The sequence below is a fragment of the Psychromonas saccharinae genome (assembly GCF_051201515.1).
Taxonomy (GTDB): domain Bacteria; phylum Pseudomonadota; class Gammaproteobacteria; order Enterobacterales; family Psychromonadaceae; genus Psychromonas.
Window position 1 is genome coordinate 2011417 of sequence record NZ_CP195153.1, and the last position, 25976, is coordinate 2037392.

The 25976-nt window shown below is 37.0% G+C and carries 24 protein-coding genes, 5 tRNA genes and 2 pseudogenes; 21 read left to right on the forward strand and 10 right to left on the reverse strand.

From position 1 onward, the window contains the following. Positions 1–46 precede the first annotated feature (46 nt). The gene (locus ACR30L_RS08840) at positions 47–1357 is read left to right on the forward strand and encodes an NAD(P)/FAD-dependent oxidoreductase (protein ID WP_435237652.1); all 1311 of its coding nucleotides are present in this window, start codon (positions 47–49) and stop codon (positions 1355–1357) included. A gap of 187 nt (positions 1358–1544) precedes the next feature. On the opposite strand, the gene ACR30L_RS08845 is transcribed toward ACR30L_RS08840, so the two are convergent. The 5 genes from ACR30L_RS08845 to cysZ form a co-directional block, all read right to left on the reverse strand. After that, positions 1545–2018 (reverse strand): DUF2919 domain-containing protein, encoded by a 474-nt coding sequence (locus ACR30L_RS08845; protein WP_435237890.1) that lies wholly within the window; start codon positions 2016–2018, stop codon positions 1545–1547. Positions 2019–2084: 66 nt separating this feature from the next. Then, a complete protein-coding gene (gene sppA, locus ACR30L_RS08850) occupies positions 2085–3935 on the reverse strand; it encodes a signal peptide peptidase SppA (RefSeq protein WP_435237653.1) in 1851 nt (616 codons plus the stop codon). Positions 3936–4064: 129 nt separating this feature from the next. After that, complete coding sequence (gene fabA / locus ACR30L_RS08855; RefSeq protein WP_435237654.1) at positions 4065–4604, reverse strand: bifunctional 3-hydroxydecanoyl-ACP dehydratase/trans-2-decenoyl-ACP isomerase; 540 nt, start codon at positions 4602–4604, stop codon at positions 4065–4067. 126 nt (positions 4605–4730) lie between these two features. Continuing rightward, positions 4731–6416: an AAA family ATPase gene (locus ACR30L_RS08860; RefSeq protein ID WP_435237655.1), complete on the reverse strand. Its 1686-nt coding sequence runs from the start codon at positions 6414–6416 to the stop codon at positions 4731–4733. Positions 6417–6667: 251 nt separating this feature from the next. Next, positions 6668–7441: a sulfate transporter CysZ gene (gene cysZ / locus ACR30L_RS08865; protein WP_435237656.1), complete on the reverse strand. Its 774-nt coding sequence runs from the start codon at positions 7439–7441 to the stop codon at positions 6668–6670. A gap of 280 nt (positions 7442–7721) precedes the next feature. On the opposite strand from cysZ, the gene ACR30L_RS08870 reads away from it, so the two are divergent. The 9 genes from ACR30L_RS08870 (at position 7722) to ACR30L_RS08910 (ending at position 12945) form a co-directional block, all read left to right on the forward strand. Beyond that, positions 7722–8693 carry an IS30 family transposase gene (locus ACR30L_RS08870; protein ID WP_435234365.1) on the forward strand — a complete coding sequence of 324 codons (972 nt, stop codon included), beginning with the start codon at positions 7722–7724 and terminating at the stop codon, positions 8691–8693. A gap of 149 nt (positions 8694–8842) precedes the next feature. Next, entirely contained in the window at positions 8843–9622 is a 780-nt protein-coding gene (gene zipA, locus ACR30L_RS08875) for a cell division protein ZipA (RefSeq protein ID WP_435237657.1), read from the forward strand. Positions 9623–9782: 160 nt separating this feature from the next. Beyond that, positions 9783–11789, forward strand: coding sequence for an NAD-dependent DNA ligase LigA (gene ligA, locus ACR30L_RS08880; protein WP_435237658.1), 2007 nt, complete (start codon positions 9783–9785; stop codon positions 11787–11789). Positions 11790–11865: 76 nt separating this feature from the next. Continuing rightward, positions 11866–12126: a DUF5062 family protein gene (locus ACR30L_RS08885; protein ID WP_435237659.1), complete on the forward strand. Its 261-nt coding sequence runs from the start codon at positions 11866–11868 to the stop codon at positions 12124–12126. Positions 12127–12301: 175 nt separating this feature from the next. Continuing rightward, positions 12302–12378, forward strand: a tRNA-Met gene (locus ACR30L_RS08890). A 127-nt stretch (positions 12379–12505) separates the two neighbouring features. Next, positions 12506–12582 (forward strand) — tRNA-Met (locus ACR30L_RS08895). 44 nt (positions 12583–12626) lie between these two features. Further along, positions 12627–12703: transfer RNA gene (locus tag ACR30L_RS08900), tRNA-Met, on the forward strand. A 44-nt stretch (positions 12704–12747) separates the two neighbouring features. Beyond that, positions 12748–12824 (forward strand) — tRNA-Met (locus ACR30L_RS08905). 44 nt (positions 12825–12868) lie between these two features. Beyond that, a tRNA-Met gene (locus ACR30L_RS08910) sits at positions 12869–12945 on the forward strand. A 446-nt stretch (positions 12946–13391) separates the two neighbouring features. Here the strand turns inward: ACR30L_RS08910 and ACR30L_RS08915 are convergent. The 3 genes from ACR30L_RS08915 to ACR30L_RS08925 all read right to left on the reverse strand — a co-directional run bounded on the left by ACR30L_RS08915 (position 13392) and on the right by ACR30L_RS08925 (position 14723). Further along, the gene (locus ACR30L_RS08915; RefSeq protein WP_435237660.1) at positions 13392–13664 is read right to left on the reverse strand and encodes a hypothetical protein; all 273 of its coding nucleotides are present in this window, start codon (positions 13662–13664) and stop codon (positions 13392–13394) included. Between the two features lie 313 nt (positions 13665–13977). Continuing rightward, the gene (locus tag ACR30L_RS08920; RefSeq protein WP_435237661.1) at positions 13978–14298 is read right to left on the reverse strand and encodes a DUF1493 family protein; all 321 of its coding nucleotides are present in this window, start codon (positions 14296–14298) and stop codon (positions 13978–13980) included. A gap of 2 nt (positions 14299–14300) precedes the next feature. Beyond that, positions 14301–14723, reverse strand: coding sequence for an STM2901 family protein (locus tag ACR30L_RS08925; protein WP_435237662.1), 423 nt, complete (start codon positions 14721–14723; stop codon positions 14301–14303). Positions 14724–15170: 447 nt separating this feature from the next. On the opposite strand from ACR30L_RS08925, the gene ACR30L_RS08930 reads away from it, so the two are divergent. From ACR30L_RS08930 to ACR30L_RS08965, 8 genes and pseudogenes are all read left to right on the forward strand, one after another. Next, entirely contained in the window at positions 15171–15425 is a 255-nt protein-coding gene (locus ACR30L_RS08930) for a hypothetical protein (protein WP_435237663.1), read from the forward strand. A gap of 50 nt (positions 15426–15475) precedes the next feature. After that, positions 15476–16176 (forward strand): annotated as a pseudogene (locus ACR30L_RS08935) (IS3 family transposase); the annotation flags it as partial. Positions 16177–16840: 664 nt separating this feature from the next. Further along, positions 16841–17410: a reverse transcriptase domain-containing protein gene (locus ACR30L_RS08940; protein WP_435237664.1), complete on the forward strand. Its 570-nt coding sequence runs from the start codon at positions 16841–16843 to the stop codon at positions 17408–17410. Between the two features lie 8 nt (positions 17411–17418). Next, positions 17419–18267 carry a group II intron maturase-specific domain-containing protein gene (locus ACR30L_RS08945; protein WP_435237665.1) on the forward strand — a complete coding sequence of 283 codons (849 nt, stop codon included), beginning with the start codon at positions 17419–17421 and terminating at the stop codon, positions 18265–18267. An 83-nt stretch (positions 18268–18350) separates the two neighbouring features. Next, positions 18351–18818 (forward strand): annotated as a pseudogene (locus tag ACR30L_RS08950) (IS3 family transposase); the annotation flags it as partial. Between the two features lie 300 nt (positions 18819–19118). Further along, positions 19119–19397 (forward strand): hypothetical protein, encoded by a 279-nt coding sequence (locus ACR30L_RS08955; RefSeq protein ID WP_435237666.1) that lies wholly within the window; start codon positions 19119–19121, stop codon positions 19395–19397. 345 nt (positions 19398–19742) lie between these two features. Next, the gene (locus tag ACR30L_RS08960) at positions 19743–21260 is read left to right on the forward strand and encodes a CotH kinase family protein (protein WP_435237667.1); all 1518 of its coding nucleotides are present in this window, start codon (positions 19743–19745) and stop codon (positions 21258–21260) included. 260 nt (positions 21261–21520) lie between these two features. After that, positions 21521–22060 carry a DUF805 domain-containing protein gene (locus tag ACR30L_RS08965; protein ID WP_435237668.1) on the forward strand — a complete coding sequence of 180 codons (540 nt, stop codon included), beginning with the start codon at positions 21521–21523 and terminating at the stop codon, positions 22058–22060. 114 nt (positions 22061–22174) lie between these two features. Here ACR30L_RS08965 and ACR30L_RS08970 read toward each other — a convergent pair whose 3' ends face one another. Together ACR30L_RS08970 and ACR30L_RS08975 are read right to left on the reverse strand one after the other, a co-directional pair. Then, a complete protein-coding gene (locus ACR30L_RS08970; protein WP_435237669.1) occupies positions 22175–22837 on the reverse strand; it encodes a haloacid dehalogenase type II in 663 nt (220 codons plus the stop codon). Between the two features lie 288 nt (positions 22838–23125). Further along, on the reverse strand, positions 23126–23671 hold the full coding sequence (locus ACR30L_RS08975) for a carboxymuconolactone decarboxylase family protein (RefSeq protein ID WP_435237670.1): 546 nt from the start codon (positions 23669–23671) through the stop codon (positions 23126–23128). 197 nt (positions 23672–23868) lie between these two features. Between ACR30L_RS08975 and ACR30L_RS08980 the strand changes: the two genes are divergently transcribed. From ACR30L_RS08980 to ACR30L_RS08990, 3 genes are all read left to right on the forward strand, one after another. After that, complete coding sequence (locus ACR30L_RS08980) at positions 23869–24525, forward strand: DsbA family oxidoreductase (protein WP_435237671.1); 657 nt, start codon at positions 23869–23871, stop codon at positions 24523–24525. Positions 24526–24597: 72 nt separating this feature from the next. Then, a complete protein-coding gene (gene dmeF, locus ACR30L_RS08985) occupies positions 24598–25533 on the forward strand; it encodes a CDF family Co(II)/Ni(II) efflux transporter DmeF (RefSeq protein ID WP_435237672.1) in 936 nt (311 codons plus the stop codon). Between the two features lie 7 nt (positions 25534–25540). Beyond that, a complete protein-coding gene (locus tag ACR30L_RS08990; protein ID WP_435237673.1) occupies positions 25541–25957 on the forward strand; it encodes a MarR family winged helix-turn-helix transcriptional regulator in 417 nt (138 codons plus the stop codon). Positions 25958–25976: the final 19 nt, after the last annotated feature.

Genomic DNA, 25976 nt, shown 5'->3' on the forward strand with positions numbered 1-25976 from the left:
AAAGAGCACTGCTGCTATTAAATTTTATAAAAATTAAGGTGTTTGTATGTTTAAAATAGTGATTGTTGGTGGTGGTGCTGGTGGATTAGAGCTTGCGACTCGATTAGGTAATAAATTAGGTGGCACAAAACGTGCACATCTTGGTAATGGTCGTAAAGCTGAAATTACCCTTGTTGATCGTAATAGAACGCATCTTTGGAAGCCATTATTACACGAAGTAGCGGCAGGCTCTTTGGATGATGGTATTGATGCACTTAGCTATCGTGCGCACTCTACTAATCATGGTTTTAATTTTCGTTTAGGTGAATTAGCTGGAATTGATAGAGACAATAAGCAGATCCATTTGGCTAAATTATTAGATAACGATGGGTCTCAAATTTTACCTGAAACGTCGCTTGATTATGATATTTTGGTTATGGCACTTGGTAGTGTGAGCAATGATTTCAACACGAAAGGTGTTGCCGATAACTGTATTTTCTTAGATAGTCCTCAACAGGCTAAACGTTTCCATAACTGTATGCTTAATAAATATTTGCAGTTAGGTGTGCAAGAAACTAAACAAGTGAAAATTGCAATTGTTGGTGCCGGTGCAACTGGTGTTGAACTCTCTGCTGAGCTTTATAACTCGTTAGAACAGGTTTCTAGCTATGGTTTCCATGAAATAAAATCAACTGATTTAAAAGTATCATTGGTTGAGGCCGGCGAGAAAATATTACCCGCACTGCCTGAAAAAATCAGTTCAGCAGTTAAAAGAGAGCTGGTTAAATTAGGCGTAGATGTTCGAACTGAAACCATGGTAACTGAGGCAACAAAAGAAGGTTTATTAACAAAAGATGGTGAACTAATTGAAGCTGATCTTATGGTTTGGGCTGCCGGTATTAAAGCGCCTAATTTCTTAAAAGATATCGCAGGATTAGAAACAAATCGTGGTAATCAATTAGTGGTTAAAGATACATTACAGACAACTCGTGATGATTCTATTTATGCCTTAGGCGATTGTGCAAGTTGTGCATTACCGGGCGGTGGTTTTGTACCGCCTCGTGCTCAGTCTGCGCATCAAATGGCAACCATGGTTGGAAATAATATTCTTGCGACAATTGCTAATAAGCCTCTTTCGCCTTACAAATATACAGATTATGGTTCATTAGTATCATTAAGTAATTACAGCACGGTTGGTAATTTAATGGGGAACCTTTCTAAAGGCAGCATGAAAATTGAAGGACGTGTTGCGCGTGTTGTTTATATGTCACTTTACCGAATGCACCAAGTCGCACTTCATGGCTATGTACGTACGTCACTGCTTGCTTTCGTACAGCGTGTGAATAAAGTGCTTCGTCCACGTTTGAAATTGCACTAGAAATCATATTTATTTAGATAGTTAATATTCAGTTATTAAATGTGAAATCCCCCTAATCAATATAAATTAGTCATATTGATTAGGGGGATTTTTTATTGCAAGCCATTCAATTGCCGTAAAGGTGTGATTTACATTTTAACCAGTAAAATTGATCAACTTAGCATTCTGATTAGTTTCACTGATGATTTCATTTCTCTTCTTTTAATGTTTTACGCACAAAGCACATTTTCAAGTGTTCACTTTTTAATGTATATAACGCAATCCAAATAATACTAACCAGCTGTATTGATGCACTTAATGAATACTGAAAGTGTTGAAGTTGTAAAACATGTAGTTGAAGTAGAAAATCGAAAGCAATATTAATAATTAATAAATAATATCCAATCTGCCAAAGCTTAGAAACCCATTGGTACTTATCATGGTTTCTGCCTGCCAAAATAAACAATATTAATGCAATAGATCCCGATATTAATCCGAGATAGAAGTTATGGCGGTCTGGATAAAATAGACCTAAAAGACTGCTACCGGAGCTTCGAGACGCGGCGGAGATAATAAATAAGACCCAAGTTCTCGCAAGAAAAATTAAACTAATATAGAAATAGATAGGGGGTTTTAGATTACCCGATTGAGTGTAATGATGTAATGGAAAGATCCTAATAATTGCTAGCTCCTAATGTAAAAAAGGCCACAGCGATAATATTGTCTGCCATGGCCTGTGGTTTCATTTTTAGTTTATATTACACATTGGACAAAATGCATAGCGTCCTTGTGGATCATTAAAGCGGGTTAAAATACCGGCCTGTGTATTCAGCGTTTTAATCGTATTAATAAGTACTGGATCAATCTCGACTGAACTTGAAAATAATTTAACGCCAAAACCAAATAGTTCATTTAACAAATGTTGTTTGGTGGATAGATCCGGTCCAATTTCTTTAATGGTATATTGATCGATATTAGCTAGACTTGCTGCTTCATTAATCGCATCATTCAGGTTGCCTAGTTTGTCGACAAGCCCATTGTTCAAACCATCAACACCCGTCCATACTCGACCCTGTGCAATTTTATCGACATCGCTAACAGACATATTTCTACCCTGTGCAACCACTTGTAAAAACTGTTGGTAGCCATGCTCTATTCCCATCTGCATTATTTCAGCAAGTTCAGGATCAAGTGCACGTGTTGGCGTCAATGAAGATAACGGGCTAGTAGAAACTCCGTCATTATGAATACCAAGTTTTTGTAAAGCTTTTTCAGCACTAGCGTACATACCAAAAATACCAATTGAACCGGTTAATGTAGAAGGTGAGGCAACAATAGCATCGGCTGCACTCGCAATCCAATAACCACCAGATGCGGTCACGCTTCCCATAGAGACAACGACTTTTTTGCCTGCTGATTTTAGGGCTAAGACCTGTTGACGAATTTTTTCAGAAGCAAACGCACTGCCTCCTGGTGTGTCTAAGCGGATGACGACTGCTTTAATGGTATCGTCAGTTAGTGCTTGAGCAAGTAATTTACTAAAGCTGTCTCCCCCAATTGCAATAACTGGTTGATTACCAGCAAGAATTTCACCGCTACCATGAATTAAAGCAATATGTGGTTGATTGGCTTTAGGTTCATATACAGGCGGTAAAATAGCTTGATATTGGTCGTAACCTAATAAATTTAACTTATTACCTTCTTCGTCTGCCTGTTGTTGAAGTTGATTTATATAAGATGAACGACTACTTAAACCATCGACAAGACCTACCTGTTTTGCATACTTAGCGGTATCACCGTCAGCGGCTTTTAAACCAGCCTTTAATTGGCTTAAGCTAGGTGAAATCGATTGTTTAGTAATAGGGCTTTTATCTTGGCGTTGTGTTAAGACGGTATCAATATAACCATTCCATAATTGATTTAACCAATGACTATTTGCTTGCTTACTGGCTGAAGACATTTTATTTTCAGTGAAAGGTTCTACAAAAGATTTATAGGTCCCAACTTTGAAAATATGAGGGGTTATTAGCAGATTATCCAAGGCTTCTTTAAAATATAAACGGTATACAGAGAATCCCTGTAAAAATACCAGACCTTGTGGATTTAAGTGTATTTCATCTGCAAAGCTAGCTAATAAATATTGAGATTGTGAATAATTATCTGCAATGGCGGTTACCTTTTTCCCCGTTGATTTAAAGTCGGTGAGTGCTTTACCTATTGATGTAATATGATTTAAGGCGACGCCTTGTAAACCGTCAAGTTCCAAAAGAATGCTAGTGATACGAGGATCATGTTGAGCAAATCGAATCACCTGAAGTACTTCATCAATTTGATATTCATGTAGTTCTGGTTGCTCATCGGCTAATAGTTGTCTGGAAAGTTCGCTAGAAAATTGGACGGGTTTCTTTTGTTCAACAATAAAACCTTTGAAATTAAGATCTAAAGTAGAATTGCCAGCGATTTTAATTGGTTGACTCTCGACATTTATTGCCAAAATAAAAATGGCGATAATAATTAAAAAGATGGCATTTATAACGAATAATCGAGTGAAATTGATGACTTTAGCAACTGTTTTCAACCATGAAAAAATACGTTTCATTTGAATTCCTTTTAAAAGACAGATAAAAATAAAGCACGGATATTTGCATATCAGTGCTTCAGTGGTTTCATAAGATAAAAGCTACAAACACTTACCTTATGAATATAATTCAATGTAACCAATGCTTAACTAGAAGCTTGATGTATCAACGAATAGACCTACTTTTAAATCTTCAGCCGTGTAAATAACTTTACCATCGACTTCAACAACACCATCTGCAATACCCATAACCAATTTACGCATAATCAAACGCTTCATTGTGATGCGGTAAGTGACTTTTTTAGCAGTAGGTAATACTTGACCTGTGAATTTGACATTGCCTACGCCTAACGCACGTCCTTTACCAGGACCGCCGCTCCAACCTAGGAAGAAACCAACCAGTTGCCACATTGCATCAAGTCCTAAACAACCAGGCATAACTGGGTCGCCAGGGAAGTGACATTGGAAAAACCACAGTGCTTTATCGATATCTAACTCAGCAACAAGTTCACCTTTACCGTGTTCACCACCATCGGATGTGATAGTAATGATACGATCGAGCATAAGCATATTATCAACAGGTAGTTGACAATTTCCTTCGCCAAATAATTCACCTTGACCACATTTTATTAATTCTTCTTTGGTATAAGAGTTTTTGCCCAACTCTTTTTGGGATACGGTTTTCGTCATAATCTCTTTCTTATATTAGCTATAAACTGTTTGGTATTTCGAGCAACCCAACTGAAATACCACAAAAATAAAGTGCGCATACTGTATATGACAGGCCTAAAACAATCAACTTTAATGAAAAATTGGTTATTTAAATAGTCGCATCAAACGATCTAGTGCACCTAAATGATTATTTTCCATCTCTTCTTTATGCAAATAATCAATACGATAGTTAATTGTTTTGATCAATTCATTGAACTCAAGGTTCATTGCAAGTGGAAAAGCTTCACGGCAATGATTTATGCCATAAATATTTATCTGCCGATTTTCAATAAGCTTTAATGTATCAGCATCAAGTACTAAGTTTATTTGATTCGCTTGGGGAATTAAAATGGTAACGGGATCTTTAATTAACCCGAGAGTAAATAAACGTGTAACGGCATTTATTTTGTGATTTACACCACCAATAGCAAGCACATTACCATGCTGATCAAGGGCGCCAGTCACAAATAAATTTTGTGCAATAGGGCGTTGAGCATAACAAGAGGTGACCGCTAATAAGATTGCGAGTGATGCACTATCACCATCACTTTCTTGATATGACTGCTCGAAGACAACATTACAAGAAAGTGGAAAATTATTCATATGGGTAAATATATGATGTAAATAACCTTGGACAATTAATGTGCTTTTTGCATGAATATTGCCAGCAAGTTCGACTTTACGTTCAATATCTATTATTTCACCATCACCAATCATATCACTGGCCGATATTCTAAAGACTTCGCCAAATTCAGTCGGATAACCCATTAATTCAATAACCGATAAGCCATTTATTTGGCCTATTTGTTCACCTTTAAGCTGGATTTTTAGCTGTTTTTCAACGAGCGCTTGTTCACTAAATTTTTGGGCGAGTGATTGCGCTTGATTTTGGATATGCAATGCCTGCTGAATATGTTCAGCTGAAATATCAATATGGTTCGTATTAAATAATTGTGAATAACGCAGTAAATTGGTGATTATAACGGGTGAAAAAATAATACGTTGCTGGTGTTCACTCTCACTTGCTAGGTAGTTGAAAAGTAGGGCCAATGCTTCCTTGGTAATCTGGCCTAACCCTTCACGAGCCACTAATTGTTGGCAATAAGTTTGCAGTGATTGCACATTGCTATCAGTAGACTCAATTTCACTGGATAACTCTGTAAATAATGAGCCAATTTGATTATATTCAGGGTCGATTTGTGATAATTCATCAAGTTGATAACGGCTAGCCACTAAAATTATTTTTGTATTTAACGTGGTAACTTGATCAAGTGGTAACTGACCTTTTAGTTTATTACCGTTTACCGCAGAAGTTGCCGGAACTTGATGACTAATTAAAAAAGCCTTGAGTAGAAACCATAAGCTTGGATTTACCAATAATGGACTGACATTCAATATTAAGCAGCCATTATTGTATTTAAAAATTTCCCCTTGATGAAATTCGGTATGCTGTTCAGCGTGCAGATTTAATCGGCCAAATAAGGTTTCTTGATCATAATTAAGTAACGCTAGTTTTTTATAATCTACAGAGGTCGCTGCGTTAATAACTTCTGTTGCCGCTTCCCAATAACGCGCATTAAAAATCAACAACGGTTGAGGCAATTGAATAAAATGCTGGATCAACTGCGAAACAATCGGGTAAAGAGAAAGCCAATTTTCATTATTAGCCTGATCGGATAATTGTTCTAAAAAGTTAGGTGTGCACTGAGAAGCCGTTAATGGCGTTAACGATAAATTTGTAGTTGCTTTCAATTCTGTAGGCTGTTGAGTCGTTGTAGTATCTATTGGCAAAGTAAGGGCTCTAAAATAACCAATTTTATAGCAGTTTATTACACAAGTCGATATGGTTGTTAATATAAGCGAATTAAAAGAAGACTGAAGGTTGTTTATTTAGTTTGATTGTATTTATCGATGGCGTTAAGCGCATTGTCGATAGGCAGTAATACTAATCGTAATAAATAGGTGATCTAACTTTACTGGGTAAAATCTAGAACACCTATTTAATATAAATTCATTCTGCTTATCGACTGGTTTTTTACTCGTTATGACTCTGATGTTTTGTTTAACATGTCTTGTTTGTAGATGTCGACCCAAAAAGCCGTGGCGCCACAAACGGCAATAGGCATAATAATAAAATTAACAAAGGGGACGGTTGTACAAAAGCCGACAACAAGTCCAAAGGTCAGGTTTTTACCAACACGTTGTCCTAACGCTTTGCGCATCGCTTTGAATTCAATTTTATGATTATCGAAGGGAAAATCGGCATATTGAATAGCCATCATCCAACCTGCAAAAATAAACGAAATGAAAGGAGCGATGGTCTGCCCAAACACTGGAATAAAATGTAATGCAAAACAGAACAACAGACGCGGCAGAAAATACCCTAATTTTTGCAGTTCTCGTTTGAATATACGTGGTAAATCCTTAAGTGTATCTGCAAAACTTTCATCATTAATACGGGTATTTGTCAGTAAATTCTCTGTTTTCTCTGCTAGTACGCCATTAAACGGGGCGGCAATTAAGTTGGCAACAATGGAAAAGAGAAAACTAAACCCAAATAAAATGGTAAAAATTAATAATGGCCAAAATAAGTACGAAAGCCAACTTAAAAAGTCAGGTAGCTCATTAATGTAACCATCTATCCACGCAGTAACCGAGCTAAATAATGCCCAGAACGCGCCGACAAAAATAAGGATATTAATGCAAAGAGGAACAATCACAAAAGCACGTAATTTAGGATGTGCTAATAGTTTCATACCTTTTAATAAGTAACCAATCCCCGATAAAGGTTGATTAATGAGTTGGTTTTTTAACATAATGAAAAACAGGCTCCAGAGAAAAGAAGTCGATTTTAACGTGTATACCCATCACCAATCAAGATACATTTATCAGTCACTATCTCGGATGATAAGAAAGGTATAATATAATGGCCTGTCGATAGTTTAATTTCGTTAATCATCGATGGTTTCCTGATTTTTGTATTTTGATCAGTAAGTAAGGTCTTAGATTCAAATAGTAAGTGCATAACTTGAATAGGTAGAAAAAGTGGTCAGCTGAATATATGCTAATCGCTTTTCTCCGGCAAGAGATGCAACAATGAAAACATATAATCAACTGACCTATGAGCTAAGATGCCAGATTTATGCATTAAAGAAAATAGGAATAAGCCAAAATAAAATTGCACTGCAATTAAAAGTGAGTCAATCAACTATCAGTCGAGAGCTTTCTCGTAATACAGGAAAGCGAGGTTATCGCATTAAACAAGCCCAATCCCTTGCTCAGGAGCGCCGCTTACATTCACGTAAGGCCATTAAAATGACGAGTAACCTCATTGCATTAATTGATTCAAAGATTTATATGAAATGGAGTCCTGAGCAAATATCAGGCTGGTTAAAAGAAGTACACCGCATTCTAATTAGCCATGAAACAATTTATCTACATGTTTGGGCTGATAAGAAACGTGGTGGTCAATTATTTCAACATCTGCGTAGAAAAGGCAAGGCTTACCAATCCCGTAGTAAGGATAAACAGGCAGGTCGCGGCTTTATCAAAAACCGAGTCAGCATTGATGAACGTCCAACGGTTATTGATAATAAAAGCAGAATTGGGGATTGGGAAATAGATTTAGTCATCGGTAAAGGCCACAGTGGTGCATTAGTGACTATCGTTGAACGGAAAACTAGCTTTACAGTCTCTATGCGTGTTGACGACAAATCAGCTAAATCAGTCACCGCTGCGACGATTGCTTTATTACAACCTTATAAAAAAGCCGTACATACGATCACAGCAGATAATGGTAAAGAGTTTGCTTACCATGAAATGATGAGTGAATACTTAGACTGTGGTGTTTATTTTGCAGATCCTTATTGTTCGTGGCAACGAGGTTTGAATGAAAACACGAATGGGTTATTACGGCAATACTGGCCAAAAGCAACAGACTTTAAAAAAGTATCGCAATCAGAAGTTGAAGATGTAATAGTGCAACTGAATGATAGACCAAGGAAAAAGCTAAATTACAAACTACCAGCCAAATTAATGGCTGAACACATGGCAGCTATAGCTGCTTAGTGGTTATGCACTTCAGAGTTGAATCTGCGTATTGAAAACAGAATTTAATCGTTAAAAAGCAAAACTTTGTTAAAAAAGTAATGCTTGTTATGGACGCTTTCATCGTTTCAATGTATTTTACAAATAATTCATCAACAAAGAGACAAAAAATGCAACATTTTCAACTTATCTTAATTATTCTTGGCATCTTAGCTATTTTGGCCGTGCTTGTTCATGGTTATATGTTGGGGCGGAAGGAAAAAGCGTTAGCTGAAGATAAGGCTAATGAAGAAATAGAAGACTTGTCTTTACATCAGTCTGAAGACGTCATTGTCGATGAGCTCGTCGATGCAGAATCTGACATTGACATATCAGAGCAACAAACAGATGAATCATTTGAATTTTCGCATCCTATCGATTCCGATGAAGATCATACCATCGATTTTGCAATGGATGATGAACCAACACACCAATTTACCGTTGAAGATGATAATACCGATGACCTTGATGAAGTCATTCCTCCCGAAGAAGAGCCTGTTGTTCAAGATGTATTTGTCTTTAATGTGGTTGCTCGTGAAGGAACGACGGTACGTGGTCATGAATTATTGCAATTTTTCTTAACGGCTGGTTTTCGTTTTGGTGAAATGTCGATATTCCATCGTCATCAAAACTCAGATGGAACAGGGCCTGTTTTATTTAGCATTGCGAATATGATGCAACCAGGTACGTTTAACCTTGATAAAATGGAGCAGTTTAGCTCTCAGGGCGTATCTTTTTTCTTGTCCGCACCTAACGAAGATATTAATATTAAAAAAGCATTTGATATGATGCTTGTTGCTGTTGAACAAATGGCTGAAGAATTTGATTGTGTTGTCTTGAATGAACAACGTACACCTTTAACAGAGCAAGAATTTAGAGATTACCATAAGCGTTTATTACGCTACTGTTAATGATAAAGGTAATTTCCAATTAAATTTTAATTTTTCAAAGCCTCGTATATCGAGGCTTTTTCATACTACTACCAATAGTAGTGACGATGTGATCTAAGTTTTGCGCAGTAAAATAGATCCCCTAGTTATTACAATTGGTATAAATACAACCGGTAAGAGCATGACTGTAAAAACAAAAATTAAACAATTAAGCGATTTATTAGAAGAATATAACTACCAGTATTATGTGCTCGATAATCCCAGTGTTCCAGATGGTGAGTACGACCGAATTTTTCAACAATTACTTAAATTAGAACAAGACAATCCGGAATTATTATCGCCCAATTCACCAACGCAAAAAGTGGGTGGAACGGCATTAACTAAATTTGAACAGGTTACTCATCAACAACCGATGTTAAGTTTAGATAATGTGTTTGAGCAACAGTCTTTAGTTGATTTCATGCAACGTGCTCAGGATAAATCAAGTCAACCGGAAATTGCATTCTGTGTAGAGCCAAAATTGGATGGATTAGCGGCCAGTATCATCTATCAAAATGGTGAACTAATCCAAGCAGCGACACGTGGCGATGGGCAAGTGGGAGAAAATGTCACAGAGAATGTGAAAACCATTGCTAATTTACCATTGAAATTACGTGGAGAGAATATTCCGCCTTTGCTTGAAGTGCGTGGTGAAGTTTTCATGTTGATCGATGGGTTTAATAAACTCAATGATAATTTAATTAAAGCAAATGAAAAACCTTTTGTTAATCCTCGTAATGCCGCAGCGGGCAGTTTACGCCAGCTCGATTCAAAAATTGCAGCTAAACGACCTTTAGCATTTTATTGTTATGCTGTTGGTGTTTTTGAAGGTGAATTGGCAAATAGCCAATATGAACGCATGCAGCAACTAAAAGGATGGGGTTTACCAATATCGACGGAGGTTAAACGGGTTATTGGTAGTGAAAACTGCCAAGCTTACTATCAAAATATACAAGATAAACGACCAAACCTAGGGTATGCAATTGATGGTGTGGTTTACAAAGTCGATGACATTGCTTTGCAACAAACTTTGGGTTTTGTTGCACGTGCCCCACGATGGGCTACTGCATATAAATTTCCAGCTGAAGAGGCGGTAACAGAAGTTGAAAACGTCGAATTTCAAGTTGGTCGCACTGGTGCAATAACCCCTGTTGCTAAATTAAAACCTATTTTTGTAGGGGGGGTAACCGTTTCCAATGCAACGTTACACAATAAAGATGAAATAGAACGTTTGGATATTCGTATTGGTGATCAGGTTGTAGTACGCCGCGCGGGTGATGTGATCCCACAAGTTGCCCGTGTTTTATTAGAACGACGCGATACCGAAAAAGTAAAATCCATCGAATTTCCAAGTCGTTGTCCCGTTTGTGGCAGTAACGTCGAACGTATCGAGGGGGAAGCCATTATTCGTTGTGCCGGTGGTTTATATTGTGAAGCACAGCGTAAAGAAGCGATTAAACATTTCGCATCGAGAAAAGCACTTGATATAGATGGCCTCGGTAATAAATTAGTTGAACAACTCGTTGATCAGAAGTTAATTGCCGATCCTGCTCAACTCTTTAGTTTAACTGCCCATCAATTATCTAGTTTACCTAGAATGGGAGACGTTTCAGCTAAGAAACTCATTCATAGTTTACAAACTAGTAAGAAAACCACACTTGCGCGTTTTTTATATTCATTGGGGATCCGCGAAGTAGGGGAGGCAACGGCTAATAACTTAGCGGTGCATTTTAAAACAATTGAAGCAATTGAAAAGGCATCTGTCGACGATTTGAAAACCGTGTCCGATGTGGGGGAGATTGTAGCCAAACATATCTATTACTTTTTCCGCCAAGAACATAATATTGAAGTGGTTGCTCGCTTAATTGAAGCGGGTATTCATTGGCCTGCCCTTGAAGAAAAACAAGAGGAAGAGCAACCTTTATTAGGACAAACCTTTGTTATAACGGGGAGTTTTAGTAATATGTCTCGTACCGACATTAAAACAGCATTACAGGCTTTGGGCGCCAAAGTCGCAGGTAGTGTATCTAAAAAGACAAGTACAGTGATTGCTGGAGAAGCTGCGGGTTCAAAATTAACCAAAGCAGAAGAATTAGGTGTGGCAATAATGGACGAAGAAGCATTATTGGCCTTACTTGATAAGCAGTAAAAACACCCTTATTAAAACCAGTTTTTCTAAATGATTAAACTGGTTTTACAATATCAAAGTTGAAGTTGGGCAAAATATGAAAAAAGTGAAGAATGAATCTCAATTACTACAACATGCCATCAAACTTGGTAGTGCCTATGCAATTAAACGTAAATACGTTGGTTTTGATGGCACAACATCGGCAAAGGATAAACAAGAATGTATTTATCGATTGCTAGTTCAAGATAAATTAATATCTCCATTAGCCGTAGATCAAGAAAATGTTGCTAATATTCGTCATAAATTAGTTTTATGGATAACCAAACATTTGCCGGCAGATCATTCATTATTAAAATAAATGAGGGGCGTTTATTATTTCTACTGTTGGAATTTTAAGCTTTAAGCGTATGTAATATCAAAGAATTAACAATATCGGCAAATAATGCGCATATTTTGGTCAGATAGATATCTTCTTTCAAATAGTGCTTGCCAAACTAGTGTGAGCTGTATATCATTCGCCGCACTTAAACGGACGCGAGATGGAGCAGCTTGGTAGCTCGTCGGGCTCATAACCCGAAGGTCGTAGGTTCAAATCCTGCTCTCGCAACCAATTTTGTTTGTGCTTTTAAGAATAGCTTATCGGGCTCAATTCTTAATAAACACTGGCGAAGGTTGTAGGTTTAAATCCTGGCTATCGCAACCAACTTTTCAGTTGTAAAATGAAAAACTAATACGGACGCGAGATGGAGCAGCTTGGTAGCTCGTCGGGCTCATAACCCGAAGGTCGTAGGTTCAAATCCTGCTCTCGCAACCAACTTGGTTGCTAAAGATTTAGAAAAAGAAATACTCAATTACGGACGCGAGATGGAGCAGCTTGGTAGCTCGTCGGGCTCATAACCCGAAGGTCGTAGGTTCAAATCCTGCTCTCGCAACCAATTTGGTTTGCAAAAGATTTAGAAAAAGAAACACCCAATACGGACGCGAGATGGAGCAGCTTGGTAGCTCGTCGGGCTCATAACCCGAAGGTCGTAGGTTCAAATCCTGCTCTCGCAACCAATTTGGTTTGCTAAAGATTTAGAAAAAGAAAGACTCAATACGGACGCGAGATGGAGCAGCTTGGTAGCTCGTCGGGCTCATAACCCGAAGGTCGTAGGTTCAAATCCTGCTCTCGCAACCAACTGATTTGCAAAGTAAAAACACTTCCTAACTTCTCCTGGTTATAAAAATACACAATCCCTAAGTTCATTTTAAATATAATTATTCTTCACAAAATCTAATTTTATATTTTTTTATTATTATATAAATGCCTTATTTTAATTTACAAAATCTTCTTTAAATCTCCTTCTGTTTTTAAGATGTGACCTGTAGGTGACAATAATAATTTTTTTCAATAATTTTGAGTTTAAATAAAAATCCAAAAATATCGATTTTTGACCTTCGCTTTTCTAGGCTTTATTGTGACAATTCTCCCCTAAAATATGACCCATATTAGATCTTAATGGACATAAATTTACAGATAAATTATTACAAATTTAAAAATAGCGAATGGTTAGGGGGAGAACTGTTTGACTTACTTATGATTTTTAAAAAGTGACAGAAAAATTAATACTTTAAAATGGAGAATTATTCAAAGTACTCGCTATGCATTAATCTTAACATGGCAATATCTAATCCTGGTACAGTAAAGTCAGGTAATACACTATCAATCCCACACCTTGGACATACCGCCGTTTTTCCTTTTCCGCGAGGGCAAGTTTCTGACTCATCCATCCATTCAACGATATCTGTTGATGGATATATTTCTACACAATAAAAACAACCGCAGTTTTTACTTTTTAGAATAGAGTCTTCATGCCAACCGCACTCTGAGTGTAACTTATTGTAATTCAGCTTCATTTAAAATAACCTCGACAGACGTTATGCGTCTGATTTTATTGCTTTATGTATTCACTGCATGGGGATGAACTTATGAGATGAAAGCTCGCTGTAGGAATATCACCGTTTCAAAAATATTTATTAAACGCCAACTACTATCGAATGGCAAGGGGTTCTTCGTGAGGATTAGTCTCGAAGAATACGACTACACCTGTTTAAGTCTAAGCCTATCGGCAATAAGATTAACAACACTGTGCGGAACCGCAGGCAGGGCGGTTGGGCTGAAGGTTCGATATTTCCGGTTACTCGAATAGCCTATAGTTGACTACCTAACTCAATAATTCCATTTATGTGATAGAGCATTTTTTTCTAACATATCAACTGTGATAGGTTCAAGATTTCGCTTATTACCAGCTCCAAAAAGTGATTTCAGGATTGAGATTGAATCGAAACCTTCATTATTGAAATAACGACAAAACTCGAAATCACTCATATCAATACCGAATAGTTCCGAATATTTATAAAGCAGCTCTTCAGCATCATCACCATCAATATTAATATCCTGATAAAGGCGCGTACTCCTTGTTATTTTGTTTTTAGAATAACCAGTTTCAAATTCGATCATAGTCGTAATACGATTGAAGATATCTTCCATAATCATTCCACCAACATATCTGAATAATCAACAATTTGGTTGTAAGTATATTGTGATTTATAAAATATATTTATCACATCGGCGGCTAAAATAATCCAACCAAGAATAGGAATTGCTCTACCAACAAATCTTCCAATATTTTTTGTGAAAGCAATTTTTAACGTGGAAACACTCGCTCCTGTAATAGTGGGGAGTCTGATAGCCGATTTGTATGGGAGGTACTGACTTGCATATTTTGATGCAATAGATGTCCCCTTTGTTGCACCAGAAAATTTGCCTCTCGTTTTTAAAATGGGCTGTCCACTTACAATAGCCGTAGCTGCCAAAAGATCATCAACCCCTAATTGTTCCATAGTCTTATCAATAACAATGGTTAGGTATAATTCTTGACTTGATAAGTCTGTTTCACCTTTATACGAGTACATTTTTCTTCCTTAATTAAATGTTCATTGAGGTCTAGCGAGACGGTATGATCTCTTCTTCCAACCTGCTTTTTAAATAGACACTACAATAATTCACATATAGTTGAGATTCAATAGATATTTTTGTTTTAAATAACTGATTGGTTAAATTAGGTTATATTTACGTTATAAGATTAAGAGGGAAGTTTTGTTTGATACCAGGCACAGCCTTTAGGTAAATTAACTGGTACGCCACAAATATTTATTCTCGTTAATTTCCATTTTCAATTTCTAATATACTGAAATATGAATATTAACAAGACTAAGTTATTAGAAGATAGTTAACGTTTGTTGATTGCCGGATTATTAATGCTTCAAAAGCGTATTTATCTAATCAATTTATTTACCTATTAGTTGTCATATATGTTATAAAATTCATATTGTTATATTGATTTTTCTGAAGGGATTTTAATGAGTAAAAGTACCATCTTAAGACAGCTAACGATGCTAAAACTAATCCCGAAAAGTCCATCGTACATTTTAACTAAGAAAATACATCAATGTCTTTTGGATGAAAATTTTAACATTAGTAAGCGAACTGTAGAACGAGATTTAGAAAATTTAGCGTTATTAGTAGGGATTGATGCCACTAAAGATACTGAAGGCTTTAAATGGTCTTATATGAGCACTGCCAGTGAATTTACACCTGCAATTGACGTGGTTTAATTGATTCGACTAACCCAGTTAAGACATAATTGATTTAACTGGAGATTGAAATGAAAACACGTAAAACCTATTCAAAAGAATTCAAACTTGATGCCATTGCACTGGTAAGAGAACAAAATTACAGTATTGCCGAAGCTGCTAGAAATTTAGAGGTTACTCCTCAGATCCTAGGTCGTTGGATAAAAGAAGCTGAAAATGACGATGGCCATGCATTCAGAGGAAACGGGAAGTTAACACCCGAGCAGGAAGAAATCCGCAAGCTAAAAGCACAAGTAAAACGCTTGGAAATGGAGCGTGAAATATTAAAAAAAGCGACGGTCTTCTTTGTCAAAGAAACGAAGTGAAATACGCGTTTATTGCCCAAAATAAGAAGATCTGGCCAGTGATATTGATGTGTCACGTGTTGGGTGTAAAAAACAATAATTACTACAGCTATCAGAAGCGGAAGTCTCAGAAACCAGTAAATACAGAACACCAAGAGATGTTGCAGTGGGTTAAGAATATTGCCGAGTTTAGCGATAATACTTATGGGGAAAGACGTATTCAAAAAGCATTAAATGCGCTTAATTTCCCTGTTGGACGTAGGAAAACTGCACAACTGATGAAAGAAGCAAACGTTTGGGTACGATATAAGAAGAAGTATAAAGCAACAACCAATAGCAACCACAAGAAGCCTGTATATGACAATGAACTCGAACAGGATTTCAATGTTCAACACCCTAATCAAGCGTGGGTTCAAGACATTACGTACAGTGTGCCCGGAGTTCAGCACTAGCATGGAATGCTTTAATGAACCACGAGTCTATCTGAAATACATGAGCAATCTAGCAGGAGCTAAAGTGTTTATGGCACTATCTGGTTGTGCAGGTAGTTGAGTCTGAGCGGCAGTGACTTATCGTATGCTGATAAGGTGATGTAACTCGCTGACAATGGGGAGTGAGGCGAATTCGTTACGCCAAGATGCTCTTCTAGACTAAGTATTGAAAGGATGAAGAACATGAACCGATTAACCCGCATCTATGGGCTGAAATGTCGCCACTACCTACACGAATTTACAGGTAGTATGATGTTGTAATAACACTATATGTAGCGGTGTTATTACCTATTTGAGAAGTAATATGTATGTGCTTATCAATGGATGAACGTTTATATCACAATTCTACGTTTAAGCATCATCACCTTACAGGATGATAAGGTTAAAGACTGCGATCGGCATCCACCCCAATACGTTTGAGTTCAGATAGGTAAACCGGGGAAGGTTTGTTTGAATGGTAAGGGAGCACGACCCCGATGACAAACAAGCTGGCGGAGCGTTCGTAGTAGTCTGAGGTGGGGAAAGCCCATTACATGGCGAAGGGACGCAGTTTAATTGATTTGCGCAAGCAAATTACCTGACCTTAATGAGGTGAAGACCTTTGATAATCAGCGAACTGCAACGTAAATTAGCAACATGGACCGCAACCGATAAAACGCGTCGCGTTAATCGATTGTTTCGCCTGATCAGTCATCCTGAATGGCTTTACCAAGCGGCTGAAGTAACACTTTCCGCAAAAGGCGCTAAAACGCCTGGCGTTGATGGAATAACTAAAATTCACTTACAGGGCAAGTTGACTGGTTATTTAGATGAAATCAGAAATGATTTACTCTCGGGTAATTATCAACCAATGCCAGCTAGGCGGATTTATATTCCTAAAGCGAATGGAAAGCGACGACCTTTAGGTATACCAACTTTAAGAGACAGAATAGTACAACGTGCCATGCTCATGGCAATGGAGCCGATATGGGAAAATGATTTTCATTCATTATCCTATGGTTTTAGACCTGAGCGCAGTGTTCATCATGCTATTCGTACAGTTAAGTTACAGCTAACTGATACCAATGTGCCACGGGGACGCTGGGTAATTGAAGGAGATTTATCAAGGCGGGACATATTGAACGTAACCTATTCTGTGCAACAAATGAAGGTGTTCCACAAGGGGGCGTAATTTCTCCATTGCTGTCAAATATCATGCTTAATGAATTCGACCAGTACTTGGAAAAATGTTACTTGAGTAATAAAGTACGTAAAGATCGCTGGTACTGGAATCGTACCATCCAAGATAAACGCAACATCGCGCTAGAGGAAAAGAGACAATGGAAACCTGCGGTTGCTTATTGTCGTTATGCCGATGATTTTCTTGTGATTGTCAAAGGTAATAAACAGCAAGCAGAAGTGATACGCGATCAATGTCGAAACTTCCTTGAAGGTAAGCTCAAACTTACACTCAATATGGAAAAAACCCATATTACGCATGTGGATGATGGTTTTATCTTCCTTGGGCATAGGATCATAAGGAAACGTGGTCCTAAAGGTAATATGTGTGTGGTATCTGGTATTCCACATGCTAAGGCTAAAGCATTTTCTCATTCATTGAGCCAAGCTTTATCTAGTGATCACAGTTGTAGCAAGATAGACAAGGTTGAACAACTCAGTCGGAAACTTAAGGGCTGGGCACAATTTTATCGACATACTGATTATACCGCAAAAGTTTACAGTAAAATTGATCGTATTGTTTTCTGGAAACTTGCTAAATGGTTGGCTAGGAAATATCGCTGTTCTATTAAATCGTTAATGATGAAATGGATCAAACGCCCGACACCGAATCAGGCTAAGACTTGGGTATTATTTGGTAAAAGCAATCGAGGTGATTTATGTGGTGCATCACTCTTTAGGTTAGTGAGCAGCCCTAAATTACAATTTCGATGGCGATTACCTAAATCAAACCCCTACCTTAGAGATGAAATTAGAAATACTGTTACGTCTCGCTATAGTGATGTTGCAATGGCTGTTAGCCACAATTAAGCGGAGAGCCGTATGCGCTGAAAGGTGCACGTACGGTTCGGGGAGGAGAAGCAGAGAAATAGTTCGACTACGCTCTGCCTCTTACTCTACTATGGACGGCCGAAGGCTGGCTGTATCTTGCTGTTATAATTGACTTATATTCAAGAAAAGTTGTTGGGTGGAGCATGTCACCGAGAATGAAAGCAAGCCTTGCTTGTGATGCATTACAGATGGCCATTTGGCAACGTAATCCACCCAAAGGGCTTATTGTGCATTCAGATCAAGGTGTTCAATATGCGAGTGATAAATATCGAAAGCTACTCAATAGTAACGGACTCATTGGGAGTATGAGTAAGAAAGGTTGTTGTTGGGATAACGCTGTAGCAGAAAGCTTTTTCAGCAGCTTAAAGCAAGAAAGAGTACATTGGTACAACTACGCTACTCGCTACGATGCGCAACAGCATATATTGGATTACATTACCATGTGGTATAACTGTGATCGACTTCATTCTTACTTGGAATATTGTAGTCCAAATGATTTTGAAATGATGAACGGGTATTTAAAAAAGTAGCTTAACTAGGGTGTGTGAATTTAGTTGACCACGTCATTACTTATCATCGATAAATATACGACTCAAACATTTTTGATTAACCGAATCACGCCAATTTGTTCAGATTGAATCACTTCTGTTAGCAATATAAATAAGCAGTTACACAGAATTATTTACAGGGTCTTAAAAAATGTTGTGTATTTTTAGACACTCCTACCATTTAGTTAGGGTTCCATTCTTGTTCCTTATTTCCTGTTTATTATTTCCTCTATTGAAGTGTATCTTTCCTTTTTATTCTAAATTTTAAACGGAAGGGAAGTCATGAAAACAAATACTGCTACTTTATTTGCTTCTTTAACTTTGTTATTCGCAAGTCAAAATGTATTGGCCAATGACACTCAACAAAATTCATCGGATCGTCAAGGGCCTCCACCGGAAGCAATTACAGCTTGTGAAGGAAAGAGTGCAGGCGATAGTGCTGATTTTGAAGGACGAAATGGCGATTCAATAACAGGTACCTGTGAAGAAATAAATGGTCAACTCATTCTTCGTCCTGATAACCCACCAAACGGTCAAAATAATCAACAAGCTACTAACTAATAGTGGTGAGCAGAAAGGAAAACAGTCTGATAGTAATGGACAAAATGGAGAAAGACAGGGGCCTCCGCCAGAAGCAATTACGGCTTGTGAAGGAAAAAGTACAGGCGATAGTGCTGAATTTGAAGGGCGAAATGGCGATTCCATTACAGGCACTTGCGAAGAGATGAATGGTCAGCTTATTTTGCGTCCTGACAACGCACCTCAGGGACAAAGAAGTTAGTAAAATATTTATTCAGTGTTTTTCATTATGATAAAAGCACTGAATGCCTTCTCACACGTTTTATTAATACTCATCTTCTATTTATCTCACAATTTCACATTTATATTAAAAGGAATAAATTATAAATGAAATCACTTACTGCGCCTGGTTATCGTATTTTCTTACTTTTTATTTTCAGCATATTTATCATCAGTGGCTGTAACGATGAGAGTTCATCGGATAGCACGGATTCATCATATGTTAGTGATGAAACTTCCGATAGTAGTGATGACACTTCCGATAGTAGTGATGATAGCGATGATTCAGATATTTATTATAGTGAACTGAGTGATATTTCTGATTGGTCGGAATCAACCCATGAAAAGCTCGATACAGACGATATTATTACTAATTTAGATATTGTTTTTAATACCAATTCAGTGCAGAAATTACGTATTGTTATCGAGTCTGAAAATTGGACGGTTATGAATGATGAACTGGATGAATTAACCGAAGAACTTGGTGATTCTACCGATTTTAATTCCATTGATAATCCGAGTTTTGTCCCTTCTGAAGTGTTTTATTCAGATGATGATGGCGACTCCTGGACTGAATGGTACAAGGTCGGAGTCCGGTTTAAAGGTAATTCAAGTTTGTACAATGCAAATAGCAGTAAATTACCCTTTAAGTTAGATTTCGATGAGTTTGAAGATGAATACCCGGATATTAAAAATCAACGTTTTTATGGATTTAAGCAACTTAACCTTAAAAACAATTATGAAGATGAATCGGAAATGCATGAAATAGTTGCCAATGCGCTATTTCGTGATTTTGGTTTGGCGAGTGCACATTCATCTTTTTATGCCTTGTATTTAAATGTTGATGGTGGTGACGAGGAGGATGATATTTATTATGGTGTCTATACATTAGTCGAAGAGGTCGATGATACGGTTATAGAAACTCAATATTACGATAATGATGATGGTAATTTATACAAGCCCGAGGACGATGCGGCATCCTTTGCCGATGGGACTTACGATGAAGATGAGTACGGTCTAAAAACCGATGATGATGAAACTTATGAAGATATTACAGACTTATACAATCTCATTAATGATGAATCTCGAACGACTGATAGTGAAAGTTGGAAAACAGATTTAGAAGCGATATTTGATGTTGACACGTTTTTAAAATGGCTTGCAGCAAATTCTGTTATGCAAAATTGGGATACATACGGGGTAATGCCCCACAATTTCTTTTTATATCATAATCCGACAAGTGGAACCTTTGAATGGATCCCTTGGGATAATAATGAAGCATTAATTGATAGTAATCGGGCACTTTCAATGAAAATGGACGCTATCGTGTCGAGTGAATGGCCTTTGATTGGTTATATTCTTGATGACGACGATTACAAAGAAACATATCAAGGGTATATTCAAGCATTCTCTCAATCCTATTTTAATGAAGATGCTTCTACGGTTTACAATGTTAATGATGAGTTTGAAACCTATCAAACGTTGATTGAAAGTTACGTTAATGCCGAAGGTTCTGATTATACGTTTACCTCTGATTCACAATTTAGCAGTGCGGTTAGTGTGTTAATTGAGCATACAACTGAACGTTATAATGCCGCTGAAAATTATATTGGTTGGGATGATTAAAGCGCGGGTAGTTTTTTGTTATTAAACGGCCAAATGATAAATATTGTTCAATTTAAATACGTATTTGGATTAACGTAATATTTTTTTTATATATTTAAATATAAGCATTTGATAAAGATATTAAATAAATGTAATGTGCATTTTTATTTTGAGATGTTGATATTTTTACTATACCAATGTGGTTGGATTATTTTATTCACATTAGAGATATTGATGTTCAATTGAACAATACAACTATTTAATATAAATGGAGTTTAACAATGAAAGGCAAAGTGGCCGTATTTAATGAAACAGATCGTTCAGGTACTATTTTAGGAGCTGATGATAATGAATATCACTTTTCTCTAGATGGGTGGAAGGGCGCTGACTTACCTCGATTGGGCCATAAAGTTGATTTCACTATTAATGGTGAAAGTGCTGAGGCTATTTTTGGAGATCCTGATTCGCCTGAGCCGCTAACAATACCTCAAATTTTGTTTTCTTTTAAAGGACGAATAGGGCGTAAAGCTTTTTGGTTATCAAGTCTAGGAATGCTTGCGGTTGTTTGTATTTTAATGGTCATTTTCGGCGCGTTAGGTTTAGATGAAAATACCCTTGCTATATTAACTTTACTTATCACCTTGCCACTTGTTTGGATTTCTTTAGCAGTGCAAATTAAAAGGTGGCATGATCGTAATAAGTCTGGATTTTGGATTTTTATTACATTAGTTCCCCTTATCGGATCCGTCTGGGCATTAATCGAAAATGGTTTCTTGGAAGGTGATACCACTGCAAATAATTATGGTGCGCCATCTTATTAATTCATTCTATGAATTCGTTGTATAATCGATAAAGTCTTTGACTATCCAGCGCTTATTTACACCCATTACCACTCTGGTTGATCATTTTGAATGGTGATGGGTAGTACTTAATGGTTATTTTATAAATTTGTTGATAAGTGAATATAAATCAGTGTCTGAATAATCAGGACGAGGATAATAGGGATTAAATATTTCTTCTTTACGTTTAATGTAAGCTGTTGTTAAACCGATTTTTTTTGCCCCGAACAAGTCCCAGTCATGTGATGCAACCATTGCAATATTTTCAATTGAAAGTTGTTCTTTATTAGCGACATATTCATAAATATCATTAAAGGGTTTGTATTTTTCGACTGAATCAACGGAATAGTAATTATCAAACAGTTCTATGATATTCGCATTAGTTAATTGTTCTTTTATCATCGCAAGTGATGAATTTGATACCGCAATGGTCTTAATGCCGTTTTTACGGAGTAATGCTAGTGCTAATGGTACGTCGTCATAGGTCGGCAAACTTTTAAAGGAGCCTAGTATTTCATTTTTGATATCGGTCGTTAATAATTTTCCATTTTCATGAAATAAACTTTCAAGTACCGCCTCAGAAAGTTGCCCAAAGTTTGCGTATTCATTCATACTACCAACCACCGTAGAGGTATGAAGGAGTTTCGTAAACCAATATTTTAGTACATATTTATCTTCAAAATGTTTATCAAAGCTATCTTTCAGTAAGCTTAAATTTAACATGGTTTCATTCATATCAAAGAATACTGCTTTTATCATTTTACATTCCTTTAATTATTTTCATATTTTATATAAGAATATTTGATCTGCTTATTATAACTAGGTGAAGGGGCTTTGCTATAAGTTAACTGAGTACTTCCTTGGATTATATTCAGTCTTGCATTATGGATATAGAGAATAGGGTTTGGACAGAATATATTAGCGGAAATTGATGTTAATATCCCGACCAAATGGTCGGGAAAGTACTGTTATACCCGTTGCCAATCAAGATGCTGATTTCTGCATCTTGAATGGTAACGGGTATATATTAATGGTGACAATCGTTACTTATTTCCAAGCAAATTGTGCAAACATTTCATCAACCGGTGTTTCTGCAAGATGGTTGACGTAATTGCTAATTACTTTTTGCGATAAACCAAGCACAATTTCTAACACTTGTTTTTGCCCGTAACCTGCTGCATAAAAAGCATCTAATGTTTCTTTAGAGGCATTACCACGTTCACGCACAATACTAAGGGTTAGGTCTTGTAGCGCTTGTAATTTCGGCGTTGGCATAGGTTGACGATTACGTAATGCTTCAGTTAATGCTGGATCAACTTCCATTGAATGTGCGATACCAGTATGTGCAGGTACACAATAATGACATTCATGTTCAACATTGATTGTTTGCCATACCACGGTTAATTCTTCTGCGTTAAATGATGTATTCGTAAACCCTTGGTGAAGTTGTGTATAGGCTTTGATTAATTCAGGTGATTCAGCCATAACGCTGTATAAACCTGGGACAACCCCCATTTGTTTAATCGCACCTTCTAGAATTGGTTTACTTTCAGCTGGTGCAGTATCAACGGTGTGAGATGTAAAGTTAGACATATTATTTTCCTATTTAAAGTCGTTCAGATTAATAAACGGAATTGGTTATCGCCGTTGGTGTGAATTCAATATATCTGAATCAGAACAGTCGTTCAAGTTTTATTTGAACAAATGTTCAAGGTGGATTATATTAGTCACTAACGATTAATAACATTATTGTGCGATTTGCACGACACGACATAAGGTTAAGGATATCTATGACTAACAAAATTAAAATAGACATTGTTTCAGATGTAGTTTGCCCTTGGTGCATTATTGGTTATAAACATTTAGAGCAAGCGATAAGTGAGTTGGATTTAACTAATAAGATTGATATTGAGTGGCAACCCTTTGAATTGAATCCTGATATGCCACCAGAGGGTGAAAATTTACGTGCGCATTCTGCAAGAAAGTATGGCACTACACCCGAGGGAAGTATCAAAGCACGAGCGAATATTACCGAGCAAGCTAGAAAGGCTGGGTTTGAATTTGCCTATTACGACGACATGAAAATGGTGAATACGCGTGCAGTTCATGTGCTACTTGAATATGCGAAACAATATAATAAACAACACGATTTAAAAATGCGGTTATTTAAAGCCTTTTTCAGCGATCAGCGTGATATATCAGATCAAAATGTACTACACAGCATATTAGAAGAGGTCGGTTTAGATGCACAAAAAGCATTAGAACAAATTGATAACCCTCAGAAAATAAAAGAAGTTGTTAACATTGAATCAATGTGGCAGCAAATGGGGATTTCATCGGTACCCACGGTTGTATTCAATAGAACAAGTGCAGTGAATGGTGCGCATCCTGTTGAGACTTTTAAACAAATATTAACAGAACTTGTTGAAGAACAGATGATTCGTTAAAAATGCATTTACTTTGACTGTCAAACAATATAAATTATATTTAATTTGACAGTCAAACTAATTGGGGTTTTTATGAATTCGAATTCATTAGAGAAGTGGCAACATAGTCATCATTTTACGAGTCATAATCACCAAGGCGAACGTCGTGCTTATTATGTGCTATTGCTGACCGTGGTGACCATGGTGATAGAAATTGCTGCTGGTACATTGTATGGGTCAATGGCGTTATTAGCCGATGGTTGGCATATGGGAACCCACGCAGTTGCTTTTATGATAACAATTTTTACCTACCAATATGCGCGTAAGCATGCGAACGATGATAGTTATACCTTTGGCACTGGGAAAGCGAGTGTATTGGGGGGATTTAGTAGTGCGATTGCACTTGGTTTAGTAGCATTACTTATGCTCGTTGAATCGGTTCATCGTTTAATGTCACCGGAAGCGATCCAATTTAATCAGGCCATTTTAGTTGCAGTGATTGGACTATCGGTGAATATAATTAGTGTCTTTTTACTTAAAGATGATCATCACCACCATCACAACCATGCAGATTCCGAACATGAAGATCATCACCATGATGATCATAATTTAAAAGCAGCATATCTACATGTCATGGCGGACGCTTTAACGTCACTATTAGCGATTGTAGCGTTGTTTGCAGGTAAATATTGGGGTTGGAACTGGGTTGATGCTCTAATGGGGATTGTTGGTGCTGTTATTATTACTCGCTGGGCATTGGGTTTAATGAAGCAAACGGGGCCGATATTACTCGATGCGAGTATTGAACCTGATTATCAAGAAAAGATAATTAACCAGTTGGAATCAGAAACAGACACCAATATCAGTGATATTCATATTTGGAAAGTCAGTGCAGATCATTATGCAGCGATGATTTCGATTGTAAGTCGAGACCCACAATCTGTTGAATATTATAAGAATATACTGCATAAGTTTGATAAAATTGATCACTTAACCATTGAAGTAAACCAATATATCGAGGCGGCGTAACATAAAGATGAAACATATTGAACAACTGAATCATTCCATTATTGAGTTTTACGATAAATTGGCATCTTGGGAGCAATCCGTCGTTAAAGACCAAGAATTTTCACTCGCGCAGACGCATACGATTGAAGTGCTTGGCAACCATGGTGCAATGCGTATGAAAGAGTTAGCAAATAGGTTAGCCATAACGACGGGGACATTAACCGTTCAGGTTGATAAATTAGTTAATGCTGGATTGATTGAACGACGTCCACATGACTCTGATCGTCGTTCTATTTTAGTACAATTAACGGCGTCAGGGCAGGCGTTTTATCGTCATCATAATGATCTTCACCTTCATTTAACGCAGGATATTACCGCAAAATTGAGTAAAGATGAGCGTGAGACACTCTTGAAATGTTTATTGAAAATCAATGTTGAATTTTAACTTATCGCTTAATGGCATA